Annotated in this window: 9 protein-coding genes and 1 rRNA gene; 6 read left to right on the forward strand and 4 right to left on the reverse strand. The window is 66.6% G+C overall.

From position 1 onward, the window contains the following. Positions 1 to 120: 120 nt before the first annotated feature. Positions 121 to 235: ribosomal RNA gene (gene rrf, locus AC06FB_RS03520) — 5S ribosomal RNA — on the forward strand. Positions 236 to 382: 147 nt separating this feature from the next. Here the strand turns inward: rrf and AC06FB_RS03525 are convergent. Together AC06FB_RS03525 and AC06FB_RS03530 are read right to left on the reverse strand one after the other, a co-directional pair. Next, positions 383 to 2098 carry a M28 family metallopeptidase gene (locus tag AC06FB_RS03525; protein ID WP_065175456.1) on the reverse strand — a complete coding sequence of 572 codons (1716 nt, stop codon included), beginning with the start codon at positions 2096 to 2098 and terminating at the stop codon, positions 383 to 385. 76 nt (positions 2099 to 2174) lie between these two features. Beyond that, positions 2175 to 2837, reverse strand: coding sequence for a DUF4097 family beta strand repeat-containing protein (locus tag AC06FB_RS03530; RefSeq protein WP_053520207.1), 663 nt, complete (start codon positions 2835 to 2837; stop codon positions 2175 to 2177). Positions 2838 to 2887: 50 nt separating this feature from the next. Here AC06FB_RS03530 and AC06FB_RS03535 point away from each other — a divergent pair, with 50 nt between their 5' ends. Continuing rightward, positions 2888 to 4231, forward strand: a complete 1344-nt coding sequence (locus tag AC06FB_RS03535) for a murein hydrolase activator EnvC family protein (RefSeq protein WP_478053429.1) — start codon at positions 2888 to 2890, stop codon at positions 4229 to 4231. 108 nt (positions 4232 to 4339) lie between these two features. Beyond that, complete coding sequence (locus tag AC06FB_RS03540) at positions 4340 to 5764, forward strand: S41 family peptidase (RefSeq protein WP_478053387.1); 1425 nt, start codon at positions 4340 to 4342, stop codon at positions 5762 to 5764. A 39-nt stretch (positions 5765 to 5803) separates the two neighbouring features. Here AC06FB_RS03540 and AC06FB_RS03545 read toward each other — a convergent pair whose 3' ends face one another. Then, the gene (locus AC06FB_RS03545) at positions 5804 to 6496 is read right to left on the reverse strand and encodes a rhomboid family intramembrane serine protease (RefSeq protein WP_053520204.1); all 693 of its coding nucleotides are present in this window, start codon (positions 6494 to 6496) and stop codon (positions 5804 to 5806) included. Positions 6497 to 6722: 226 nt separating this feature from the next. Between AC06FB_RS03545 and AC06FB_RS03550 the strand changes: the two genes are divergently transcribed. Together AC06FB_RS03550 and pnuC are read left to right on the forward strand one after the other, a co-directional pair. Continuing rightward, positions 6723 to 8144: an outer membrane protein transport protein gene (locus AC06FB_RS03550; protein WP_065175449.1), complete on the forward strand. Its 1422-nt coding sequence runs from the start codon at positions 6723 to 6725 to the stop codon at positions 8142 to 8144. Positions 8145 to 8249: 105 nt separating this feature from the next. Then, a complete protein-coding gene (gene pnuC / locus AC06FB_RS03555; protein WP_065175455.1) occupies positions 8250 to 8849 on the forward strand; it encodes a nicotinamide riboside transporter PnuC in 600 nt (199 codons plus the stop codon). A gap of 118 nt (positions 8850 to 8967) precedes the next feature. Here pnuC and putA read toward each other — a convergent pair whose 3' ends face one another. Continuing rightward, positions 8968 to 12186 carry a bifunctional proline dehydrogenase/L-glutamate gamma-semialdehyde dehydrogenase PutA gene (putA, locus tag AC06FB_RS03560; RefSeq protein ID WP_478053388.1) on the reverse strand — a complete coding sequence of 1073 codons (3219 nt, stop codon included), beginning with the start codon at positions 12184 to 12186 and terminating at the stop codon, positions 8968 to 8970. Between the two features lie 273 nt (positions 12187 to 12459). Here putA and AC06FB_RS03565 point away from each other — a divergent pair, with 273 nt between their 5' ends. Further along, entirely contained in the window at positions 12460 to 12936 is a 477-nt protein-coding gene (locus AC06FB_RS03565) for a DUF2244 domain-containing protein (RefSeq protein WP_065182572.1), read from the forward strand. Positions 12937 to 12942: the final 6 nt, after the last annotated feature.

Genomic DNA, 12942 nt, shown 5'->3' on the forward strand with positions numbered 1-12942 from the left:
AACCCCGCTGCTCACGCAGCGGGGTTTTTCCTTTTAATGAAGGCACTGCATTTTCCGGGTGGCTTCCGCCCAAGGGCAAGATCGCGAAGCTGGCGCCGCAGGCGCTGCTGCAACCGTCTCCCTGGTGAAATTAGCGCTGTGGAACCACCCGATCCCATCCCGAACTCGGAAGTGAAACGCAGCCGCGCCGATGGTAGTGTGGCTCAAGCCATGCGAGAGTAGGTCATCGCCAGGGTTTACACCCAAAACCCCGCTGCTCGCGCAGTGGGGTTTTTCTTTATGCGCGGAAAGCGGCCACTGAGCTGCGATCGCACAAAAAAAAGCGGCGCCCCGTAGGGCGCCGCTCTGACCTCGATAGCGTTCAGTCGAGCATGGCGCGACGTTAGCGGGCCGGGGTCTTGGCCTTCATCATCGTGTCGCGGGCGGCTTTGAAGGGATTGCCTTCATACCAGTTCGGCCAGCGGTCGCCACCGGCAAGCTCCTTGCCGACGCCGTACATCAGCTGCAGGTCTTCGACAGTGCCGTCCAGCTTCCAGCTGGCCGCATCGAACTCATCCTTCGGGCCATGGTAGCGGTTGGCGCCGTAGTCGGCTGCTGCCTTGCGGCCGGCTTCCACCCCACCTTCGCGCAGATCTTCGCCGCCGTCGGCGTACAGCGCCGGGACGCCTGCCTTGGCGAAATTGAAGTGGTCGGAACGGAAGTAGAAGCCACTCTGTACCGAGCTTTCGCCGTGCAGGGTGCGTCCCTGGGCCGCCGCCAGCGGCTTGAGGATGTCTTCCAGCTCGGAGCTGCCGAAGCCGGTCACCGTCACGTCCTTGGCGCGGCCGGCCACGGACATGGCGTCGATGTTGATGACGCCGGCGATCCTGTCCAGCGGGAAAGTCGGATGCGCAACGTAGTACTTGGAGCCGAGCAGGCCGGATTCTTCCAGGGTCACGGCAAGGAACACCACCGAACGCTCCGGCTTCGGATCCTGGTGGGCCATCGCTTCGGCGACTTCCAGGATGCCTGCCACGCCGGTCGCATTGTCGATCGCACCGTTGTAGATGTTGTCGCCTTCCTCGCCCTCGTGCTTGCCCAGGTGATCCCAATGGGCCATGTACAGCACGGCCTCGTCGGCACGCTTGGTGCCCGGCAGGACGCCGACCACGTTGCGCGACTGCTTCTGTGCGATACGGCTCTTGAGGTCGACGGATGCGGTGGCTTTCAGCGGCACCGGCTTGAAGCCGCGCTTGCTGGCGTCCTTGTAGGCCTGGTCAAGGTCCAGGCCCGCAGCGGCGAACAGCGAGCGTGCGGCGTCGGCGCTCAGCCAGCCCTGCACCGGGATGCGTGCTTCCGGATCGTCCTTGGCCGGCAGGTCGTACTGCGGGCCGGCCCAGGAGTTCTTCACCACATCCCAGCCGTAGGAGGCGCCGGCCGTGTCGTGCACGATCAGGGCCGCGGCGGCGCCCTTGCGTGCGGCCTCCTCGAACTTGTAGGTCCAGCGGCCGTAATAGGTCATGCGCTTGCCGTCGAACAGGGTTTCGTCATCGACGTGGAACCCCGGGTCGTTGACGAACATGACGACCGTCTTGCCCTTCCAGTCCTGGCCGGCATAGTCGTTCCACTTCTGTTCCGGTGCATCGACACCGTAGCCGACGAACACCAGGTCGCTGGCATCGATGCTGATCTCGGCCTGGCCGGTACGCGTGCCGACCACCATGTCAGTGCCGAACTTCAGTTCCGTGGTCTTGCCGCCCTGGTTGATCTTCAGCACGGTGGACTCATCGGCCGTGGTTTCGGTCATCGGCACGTCCTGGAACCAGCTGTCGCCATTGCCTGGCTTCAGGCCGATGCGTTGCATCTGGTCGCGGATGTAGTTGACCGTCAGCTCTTCGCCCTTGCTGCCCGGTGCTCGCCCTTCGAACTCGTCGGAGGCCAGGGTCTTGACCATCTCGGCGAAGTCGGCGGCATTGATCTCCGGCGAGAACGCATGGCCCGCGGTTGCGGTAGACGGGGCGGTACTGTCGGTGCCGGCGCTCGGCGCCGGGGAGTCATTGCCTTTGCAGGCACTGAGCGCGGCCGCGGCGGCCAGGCACAGGAGGAGTTTGCGGGGCATCATCGGTTCCTGGGAAACAAGGGAGGGCCGCACGGTGGTGCGGCCGGGAACGGGGAGTATCCCCGAATCGTTGGGCTCAGTCCGCCGGCGCGGTTTCGCTGTCGAACGGAATGGGATCGGCGCCGCTGACCGGGCCGATACGCGCGGTGCGGTGCACGTACAGCACCACGTCCCGCTCGAAGTGCAGGGCGCCACTGACCACGGCGTTCGGGCCGATGATGACCCGCGGCTTGCGGACGGCCGTCAGCGAGACGCTGAAGCTGGGCTTGCGCACGCGCACGCCGCCGTCGACCTGGGAGCCGATGCCCACGGTGATATCGCCATTGACGGTTTCCACGTCCTTGCTGACGCGGCTCTCGACCAGGCCGATGCCACCGTTGACGGTCTCCACGCCGCCTTCGATCTGGCTGCCGCGATCACTGAAGATGCTGCCATTGACCGTGCTGACGTTGCCGCGGGCGATCACCTCACGGCCCAGGCGCACCCCGCCGTTGACCGTTTCGATGCTGCCGGTACGGGCGCGGTCGGCGACCTTCACCCCACCGTTGACGGTATCGATGCTGCCGGTTTCGCTGCCTTCGCCGACGCGGATGCCGCCGTTGACGGTATCCAGCTTGCCGTAGCGCTGCCCGGCTTCGGCGGTGATGCTGCCGTTGACCTTGCTGATGTTGTCCTGTGCCCAGGCGGGACTGCTGGCCAGCAGCACGCCCAACAGCAGCGGAATGGATCGAATGTTCATGGGTCCCTCGGTGGATGTGCGGCTGGCAGGCCGCGTGCGTTGATGTCACCATTCCCCAATCGCCCCTGCAACTGCCTGAAGTCACTGGAAAGCCCTTGCGCAACAACGCCTTCCCCTCACGCCGACATCACATCGCCGCTGCCCGCGGCGGGCGCTGCCTGCTGCTGGGGCTGGCCTTGGCATTGGCGCTGCCGCTTCCGTCAGGTGCACAGAACACGCGCGAAACGGAGCGCAAGCTGCAGAAGCTGCGCAGCGAGCTGAAGGGCGTCGCGCAGGAGCGCCGCCAGCTTGAGGGCCAGCGTGGCCAGGCATCTCAGCAGCTGCGCGCGGCCGATGAGAAGGTGGCCCGCAGCGGCCGTGTGCTGGCCCAGACCGAGGCGGCGCTGCGCGAGCAGAACCAGGCACTGGCCGAGGCCGAGCGACGTCGCACGACCCTGCAGTCCAACCTGGCGCAGCAGCATCGCGAACTGGCCGGGTTGCTGCGCGCGGCCTATCAGCTGGGCAACCACGCCCCGCTCAAGCTGCTGCTGTCACAGGACACGGTGGCCGATGCCAACCGTGCACTGGCCTACCACCGGTACCTGCAGAGCGAGCGCGCGCAGCGCATCACCGCATTGACTGCCGATCTCAAGGAACTGGAGGCGCTGCAGGCACAGATTGCCGAACGCCAGCAGCAGCTGCAGGGGACCCAGCGCGAGCAGAAGCAGCAGGCGGCCGCGCTGGCGGCCGATCGTCGCGAACGTGCGCAGACCGTGGCCTCGCTGGACGAACGCTTCAAGGACCGGCGCGAGAAGGAACAGGCATTGGGGCAGGATGCCAAGGCACTGGAAACCCTGCTGGCCAATCTGCGCGCGGCCGCAGCGCGGGCCGAAGCCGAGCGTCGCGCGGCAGCGCGCCGGGCTGCCGCGGAGAAGGCCGCCGCCGAACGCGCTGCACGCCAGGCCGCCGCCGAAGGCCGACCGCCGCCGGCGACCAAGGTGCCGCCGGCCGTGGCATCGGCGCCGGCACCGAAGGTGGGGGGACTGGGGTGGCCGCTGTCGGGCAACCTGCTGGCACGCTATGGCGGCAAGCTGCCGGATGGCCGCACCAGCAGCGGCGTGCTGATCGGTGCCCCGGCCGGCAGCACGGTGACCGCGGTAGCCGATGGCACGGTCGTCTTCTCCGATTGGATGACCGGTTACGGCATGATCCTGATCGTCGATCACGGCAACGGCTACATGAGCCTCTATGCGCATAACGACACGCTGCTGAAGGATGCAGGTGCGCGGGTCAGCCGTGGCGATGCGGTCGCCAAGGTCGGCAACTCCGGCGGCCAGGGCGTGACCGCACTGTATTTCGAGCTGCGTCGTGGTGGGCAGCCGGTCAATCCAGACAGCTGGCTGCAGCGCCGCTGAACCCGGGGCCTGCACGGACTGCGTGGGTTCAACGGGAATTTAGCTGTGCTTCGCGCATAATCGGTGCCTGTGCCTTGGGCACGATGCCACCGTCGACAGGAGTGCTCCATGCGCGCAGCCCGTACCGCCACCCTCTTGCTGGCCCTGTTGCCAGCGCTGTCCTGGGCGCAGCAGACCGCGCCGGCCCCGACCGCTGCGAACAGCGGGCAGGCGGCGAGCAGCGAGGAGGCGGTGACCTCGAAGGTGCCGCTGGAAGACATCCGCCGTTTCGTGGCGGTGTACAACGCGGTGCGCGCGGCCTATGTCGACCCGGTCGACGACAACAAGCTGATGCAGTCGGCGGTCCGTGGCCTGCTGCTCGACCTCGACCCGCACAGCACGTACTTCAACAAGGAAGATGCGCAGGCCTTCGACGAGCAGGCCTCCGGTGCCTACGAGGGCATCGGCGTCGAGCTGCAGCAGCAGCCGGACAACGCCAGCATGAAGGTGATCGCGCCGATCGATGACACGCCGGCGGCCAAGGCTGGCATCCTCGCGGGCGATCTGATCATCGCCATCGATGGCAAGCCGATCAGTGCGATCGATGCCAGTGAGCCGTTGCGGGGCCCGGCCGGCAGCAAGGTGGTGCTGACCATCGTGCGCGACGGCCGGCCGAAACCGTTCGATGTCAGCCTGACCCGGCAGACGATTCGCGTCACCAGCGTGCGCAGCCGTCTGCTGGAGCCGGGCTATGGCTACATCCGGCTGAGTACCTTCCAGGCCGACACCGGTTCGGATTTCCAGAAGCATGTGCAGCAGCTGCAGAAGCAGTCCGGTGGAACGCTGAAGGGGCTGGTGCTGGACCTGCGCAGCAATCCGGGCGGCCTGCTGACCGCCGCCGTGCAGGTGGCCGATGATCTGCTGGACAAGGGCAACATCGTCAGTACGCGGGGCCGCATCAGCATCAGCGATGCGCGTTTCGACGCTACGCCGGGCGACCTGTTGAAGGGCGCACCGGTGGTGGTGCTGGCCGATGCGGGTTCGGCCAGCGCCTCGGAAGTGCTGGCCGGTGCCTTGCGCGACAATGGCCGCGCACGCGTGGTCGGCAGCCGCACGTTCGGCAAGGGCTCGGTGCAGACCGTGTTGCCGCTGGACAATGGCGATTCGGTGAAGCTGACCACCGCACGCTATTACACGCCCAGCGGCAAATCGATCCAGGCCACTGGCATCGTGCCGGACGTCGAGCTGAAACCCGCCGCCACGCCGGCCGAGGATGCACTGCCGGCCAGTCTGAGCGACTACAGCGAAGCCACCCTGCCGGGTCATCTGCGCGGCGACGATGAAGGAACCGAAGGTTATCGGGCAGGCGCGGTTTTGCCGGGCGATGGCCCGATCAACGATGCGCTCGCCGAACTGAAGCATCCCGGCTCGGTGGCCGCGCGACTGAAGGCCGAAGCCGCGAAGGCGGAAGCGGAAAAGGCCGCCGACGCGGCGACCGCAAAGCCGGAAGCCAAGCCGGAAGCAAAGCCGAGCCCGGCCCCGGCAAAGCCCTGAGGTAGCGCCGGGCCACGCCCGGCGACGCGGGCCGGTTGCCTAGAACCCGTGCCGCTTGCGCAGGCGGCGCGCGATCGCTGCGCGCACGTACACGCCATACACCACGCCGAACACGAAGCCGCCGATGTGGGCCCACCAGGCCACCATGCCGAAGGTCGGGCCGATATAGGCGAACACCACCTGCAGTGCTGCCCACACGCCGATCAGCAGGTAGGCCGGGGCGCGTACGAACTCCAGGAACAGGCCGAGCGGAATCACCACGCCCAGTCGCGCGCCCGGGAACAGGGCCAGGTAGGCGCCGATCAGGGCCGACACCGCGCCGCTGGCACCGATGATGATCTGGTCCGGGCTGCCCATGGTGTAGATCGCCACCAGGTTGGAGACCGCGCCGCCGACCAGGAACAGCAGCAACAGGCGCCATGGCCCCAGTACCCGCTCTGCCGGCAGGCCGAAGATCAGCAGGAAGACCAGATTGCCCAGCAGGTGCGACCAGTCCGCATGCAGGAACAGGGCTGTGAACAGGCGCAGCACGCTGCCGTCCTGCAGGGTGGCCCACCAGTCCAGCGGATGGGTCAGGCCGGTGGAGAGCGCGCCCCAGTCGAGCCACAGGCTGCCCCTGGCATCATCCGGCCGTGAGATCGACCACAGGAAAGCCAGCCACAGTGCCGCAAACAGCACGGGTGTGGCCCAGCGCAGGGCGGCCTTCTTGCGCGACGGAAGGGAAACGAACATGGCGACAAGCCTAGCGCGCCGGGCTCCGTGGCGGGGGCGCTCCTGTTCAGGTTTTGCGACGAAAAAAGCGCCGCCGCTGTTATTGTTTCATTAACGGCTCTGGGTAATACTCGCATACGGCGTCGTATGTCGGGAGGGGAATCCGGCGCGCTCCGATGGGCCCCAGGGCCTGCCGGGCGCAGGCGCACTCAGAGCAACATCACCGCTTACCGGAGAGAGAACTACGATGCAAACCGCTTCCACCATTGCCCGTCTGACCCTGCTGGCCGTCGGCGTTGCCGGTGCGCTGGCCGCCGCCGACGCCAACGCTGCTGCCTTCCAGCTGAAGGAAAACAGCGCCAAGGGCCTGGGCCGCGCCTTCGCCGGCTCCACCTCGACCGAAGGTGACGCCTCGGTCATCGCCACCAACCCGGCCTCCATGCGCCTGCTCGACGGTACCCTGCTGCAGGGCGACGTCAGCGCCATCAGCTTCGGTGCCAAGTTCCGCGGCCGTGGCGAATACGGCAACGGCGCGCCGATCTCGGGTGGCAACGGCGGCGACGCCGGCATGATCGCCCCGGTCCCGGCGGCCTACTTCCACCTGCCGTTCGGCGAGAACGAGAACATGCACTTCGGTGCCTCGCTGACCGTTCCGTTCGGCTTCAAGACCGAATACGACCGTGACTGGGTTGGCCGCTACAACGGCGTCAAGACCGAACTGCAGGCGATCGACCTGGGCGTCGCGTTCTCGTACGACGTCAACCCGTACCTGTCGTTTGGTGCTTCGGTGTTCGCCGAGCGCCTGAACGTCGACCTGACCAGCGCCGTCGACACCGGCACCGCGATCAATGCCACGGCCCAGCGTCAGGCTGCCGCCCGCGTGCTGCAGGCCGGTGGTACTCCGGCCCAGGCCGCTGCTGCGTCGCAGGCTGCTGCCCGCCAGGCGGCCCAGCTGGGCTTCGCTCCGGGCACCGCTGATGGCTACCTGCGCATCAAGGGTGACGAAGTGTCGGTCGGCTATACCCTGGGCATGACCGTCAGCCCGGTGGAAGGCACCAACATCGCCTTCAGCTACCGCTCGGAGGTCGAACACAAGATCACCGACGGCACCGCCGACTTCACCATTCCGCAGAATGCCGCGGCCTTCCTGGCCAATACCGGCACCTTCATCGACAGCAACGGCCGCGCCACCATCACCCTGCCGGCCAGCGCGACCGTCGGCATCACCCATCGGGTGAACGACCAGTGGCAGGTCATGGCTGAAGTCACCCGTACTGCGTGGAGCAAGTTCGACCAGGTCACCGTCGACTATGACTCCAACCAGCCGGACAGCGTGCTGCCGTTCCACTACCGCGATACCACCTTCGCGGCGATCGGTACCGATTACAAGGTCAACGACAAGCTGACCCTGCGCGGCGGCCTGGCCTACGATCAGACCCCGACCACCTACGAGCACCGTGACGTCCGCGTGCCGGACACCACCCGCAAGTGGCTGTCGCTGGGTATGACCTACGCAGCGTCGGACAAGCTGGAGTACAGCGTGGGCTACACCCACCTGTTCACCAAGGATCCGGACATCTACTCGACCTCGGCGACGGCCAACACCGTCATCGGCAAGTACAAGGTCAGTGGCGACGTGCTGGCCGCATCGCTGCAGTACAAGTTCTGATCCAGGCTTCGGCCTCATCCAGTACACGAAGGGCCCCGCGCAAGCGGGGCCTTTTGTTTGTGCAGCGCGCATCCACGCGGGCTGTGGATCTACGACAATGGCCGCATGAACCTGTCCGATCCGAACTTCCAGCTGGAGCTGGCCGCCAACGTAGCGGTCGCAGGCTCGATCCTGCTGGCGGGACGCAACAACGTCCACACCTGGTGGCTGGGCATTGTCGGCTGCGCGTTGTTCGCCGTTGTCTTCGAGCGCTCACACCTGTTCGCCGACATGGTGCTGCAGTTCTTCTTCATCGCCATCAGCGTGCTGGGATGGTGGCAATGGCTGCGTGGCAACCACGGCGCACCGCTGCCGATCACCTCGCTGCGCCCGCGCACGGGAATGTGGCTGCTGCCGACGGCGGCCCTGGCCACGTTCGGCTACGGCTGGATGCTGACCCGCCTGACCCACGCCTATGCGCCCTACGTCGATTCGGCGGTACTGGTGCTGAGCGTGATCGCGCAGATCCTGATGATGCGCCGCAAGCTGGAATCGTGGTGGGTGTGGCTGCTGGTCAACACGATCGCCGTGCCCCTGTACTACAGCCGTGGCCTGCACCTGACGTCGATCCTGTACGTCGGTTTCTGGATCAATGCACTGGTGGCGTTGCGCCACTGGCGCAATCTGATGCGTGCCGAGGCCACGGCGGCACCTGGCTCCCTGTAGCGCCGAGCCCACGCTCGGCTGCGCCGGAAAAGCCAAGCGCGGGCTCGGTTCTACAGCAAGCGAAGCACAAAAAACCCCGCTTCCGCGGGGTTTTTCGTTGACCACATCAACCCGGTGATCAGTCGCCCAGCGTCAGCAGCGAGGCGTTACCACCAGCGGCCGTGGTGTTCACCGTGACGGTCTTCTCGGTGGCAAAGCGCAGCAGATAATGTGGGCCACCGGCCTTCGGTCCGGTGCCGGACAGGCCCTGGCCGCCGAATGGCTGCACACCGACCACTGCACCGATCTGGTTGCGGTTGACATACACATTGCCGACCTGGATGCCGTTGGTGATGCGATCGACGGTCTCGTCAATGCGCGAGTGCACGCCCAGGGTCAGGCCGTAGCCGGTGGCATTGATCTGCTCGATCACCGCGTCCAGCTGCTCACCCTTCCAGCGGATGACGTGCAGGACCGGCCCGAAGATCTCCTTCTGCAGCTGGCCCAGGTTCTTCAGTTCGTACGCGCGCGGTGCGAAGAAAGTGCCGTGGGCAGCCTCGGCGGACAGTTCAGCCGCAGCGATCAGGCGCGCTTCGCGGTCCATGCGTTCGGCATGGTCCTGCAGGATCTTCAGCGCATCGGCGTCGATCACCGGGCCGACGTCGGTGGACAGCAGGCCGGGGTCGCCGACCTTCAGTTCCTTCATGGCGCCGGCCAGCATGGTCATCACCTTGTCGGCGATGTCGTCCTGCACGAACAGCACGCGTGCGGCAGAGCAGCGCTGGCCGGCGGAAGTGAAGGCCGAACCGATCGCGTCCTTGACCAGCTGTTCCGGCAGCGCCGAGGAGTCGGCGATGAAGGCGTTCTGACCACCCGTCTCGGCGATCAGCACGCCGATGGCGGCATCACGCGCGGCCATCGCGCGGTTGATCGCACGTGCGGTGTCGGTGGAGCCGGTGAAGGCCACGCCCGCCACGCGCGGATCGGCGGTCAGCGCCGCGCCGACGGTGGCACCATCGCCCGGCAGGAACTGCACCACCTCGGCCGGCACGCCGGCGTCATGCAGCAGCTTCACGGCGTAGTAGCCGATCAGGTTGGTCTGCTCTGCCGGCTTGGCGATGACGCTGTTGCCGGCAGCCAGTGCGGCGGCCACCTGGCCCAGGAAGATCGCCAGCGGGAAGTTCCACGGGCTGATGCAGACAAACACGCCACGGCCGTGCAGCTGCAGCTCGTTGGATTCGCCGGTGGGGCTCGGCAGCTTCTCGGCATGTCCGAACTGCTCGCGTGCCTGCTTGGCGTAGTAGCGCAGGAAGTCGACCGCTTCACGCACTTCGGCAATGCTGTCGGGCAGGCTCTTGCCGGCTTCCTTCACGCACAGCGCCATGAACTCGGGCATGCGTGCTTCGAGCTGGTCGGCGGCGTGCTCGAGGATGGCGGCGCGGCTTGCTGCCGGGGTGCGGTTCCAGGCCGGCTGCGCGGCCACGGCATTGGCCAGCGCCTTCTGCACGGTGGCGGTATCGGCGGGCAGCCACTGGCCGACCACTTCGCGGGTATCGGCGGGGTTGGTCACCGGTTGCGGCGCGCCTGCGGGGGTCGCACCCGGCACCAGCGGCGCGGCCTGCCACGGCTTCACTGCCGCGTTGAGCTGCCCGGCCAGGGCGCGCAGTTCGTTGTCGTTGGCGAGATTGGCGCCCATGGAGTTCTTCCTGTCGTGGTTCTGGCTGCGCAGCAGGTCAACCGGCAGCGGGATCTTGGGGTGCGGAATCGATTCGAACGAGGACACCATCTCGACCGGATCGCGGATCAGATCGGAGATCGGCACGCGTTCGTCGGTGATGCGGTTGACGAAGCTGGAGTTGGCGCCGTTTTCCAGCAGGCGCCGCACCAGGTACGGCAGCAGATCCTCATGCGATCCGACCGGTGCATAGACGCGGCAGGGAAGGCCGAGACGATCGGCCGGCACCACTTCGGCGTAGAGATCGTCGCCCATGCCGTGCAGCTTCTGGTGCTCGTACACGCCGCCGTTGGCAATGCTGCACACGGCCGCGATGGTGTGCGCGTTGTGGGTGGCGAACATCGGGTAGATCACATCGGCATGCGTGAACAGACGCTTGGCACAGGCCAGGTAGGACACGTCGGTGTTCTGCTTGCGGGTGAACACCGGGTAGCCCGGGTAGCCTTCGATCTGCGCGCGCTTGATCTCGGCATCCCAGTAGGCACCCTTGACCAGGCGTACCTGCAGGCGGCGACCGGCACGGCGCGCCATGTCGGCCAGGTGGTCGATCGTGTACGGGGTGCGCTTCTGGTAGGCCTGCACCACGACGCCGAAGCCGTCCCAGCCGGCCAGCGAGGCGTCGCAGAACACCTGCTCGATGATGTCCAGCGACAGCTCGAGGCGGTCGGACTCCTCGGCGTCGACGGTGCAGCCGATGCCGTAGCTCTTGGCCAGCTGCGCCAGTTCCAGCACGCCCGGCACCAGGTCCTTCAGCACGCGCTCGCGCTTGGCATGTTCGTAGCGCGGGTACAGCGCCGACAGCTTGATCGAGATGCCCGGTGCGTTGTTGATGTCGCCGTCGGGACGGCCGCCGCGTGCCTTGTGGTCACCGCCGATGGCGTGGATCGCACGACGGTAGTCTTCCAGATAGCGCAGCGCATCCTTCATGGTCAGGGCACCTTCGCCCAGCATGTCGAAGGAATAGCGATAGCTGGCGTTGTCGCCCTTGTGCGAACGCGCGAGCGCCTCGCTGATGGTGCGGCCCATGACGAACTGATGGCCCATGATCTTCATCGCCTGGCGCACGGCCAGGCGGATCACCGGCTCACCCACGCGTCCGACCAGGCGCTTGAACGCGCTGGGTGCGTCGGCACGGGTGGCATCGTTCATCTGCACCAGCTTGCCGGTCAGCATCAGGCCCCAGGTGGAGGCATTGACCAGTACCGAGTCACTGCCGCCCAGGTGCTTTTCCCAGTCGGCGTCGGCCAGCTTGTCGCGGATCAGTTTGTCGGCGGTGTCCTGGTCCGGAATGCGCAGCAGCGCTTCGGCCACGCACATCAGCAGCACGCCTTCCTCGCTGCCCAGATCGTACTGGCGCATGAAGGCTTCGATCGCGCCCTGGTCCTTGGCGCGCACGCGCACGCGGCCGACCAGATCGGCGGCCAGCGCCTGCACCCGGGCCTGTTCCTCGGCGGGCAGGCGGGCCTGCGCCAGCAGCTCACGGACGTGGCTGGCCTCGTCCTTCAGCCATGCGTCGGTAATGGCCTGGCGGAACGGGTTGGGGGACGCCGGCAGTTCCGGCGACAGCAGCGCGCCATGACGCGGGGCGTCGTGGGCGGCAAGGGAGGAGGAGGGTGCGTTCATGCCGGTCCGGCCAATGGAAAACTTGGCGATTTTAATCATTTTTGCGCCCTTCGGAAGTGCCCAGCGGCCGCCTTCGTGAATGCTGATAGCCCCTAACGGTGGTGGATTCAGCGTGTTCAGCAAGCGCGACACTATTTGTGCTGAATTCGTCATTTGCGGCGCCGGGCGAATGCTGTATTGCAGCATGGCAAAAAGTGTGAATGCACCCTTGCTACCGGTGAGACGGCGGGGCTACCATCGAGACGTTTCCCGCGGCAGGAACGCGGTTGCGACATGATCGAGGTGCTTCCAGCTCCAGATGGGTCAGGTACGCAGCTGCGGCTGCGTCCCCCACGGGCGCTCGATGCCCGGCAGTTCGTCCTGTTGTTCACCGTGTTGTCGGGAGCGATGTGGCTGGTCTCCGCCCTGGGGTGGTTGGCCGGCAATGCATTCGCCCCCCTGTTCGCGCTGCTGTACAGCCTGTTGCTGGCAGCCGCGTTACGTGCCCTGTGGCGCAGCGGCGAACGGCAGGAGGAAATCCGGGTAGTGCCGGCGTATGTGGAGGTCATCCCCGTACCCGGTGGATTGCCGGTGTTCCGGGCTCACCCGCATTGGGTGCGCCTGCTCGCCGACGATGAGAGGGTCCGGCTTGCGTCCAGCGGCCGGCAGGTGGAGGTGGGGAGTTTCCTCGCGCCGGCCGAACGTCAGACGCTCGCAGAGACACTTGAAGGCTTGCTCGCCGCCAGCGATGGCGGCAACCGACGACGCTAAGGGTCT

The sequence above is a fragment of the Stenotrophomonas sp. Steno-C15 genome (assembly GCF_056393265.1).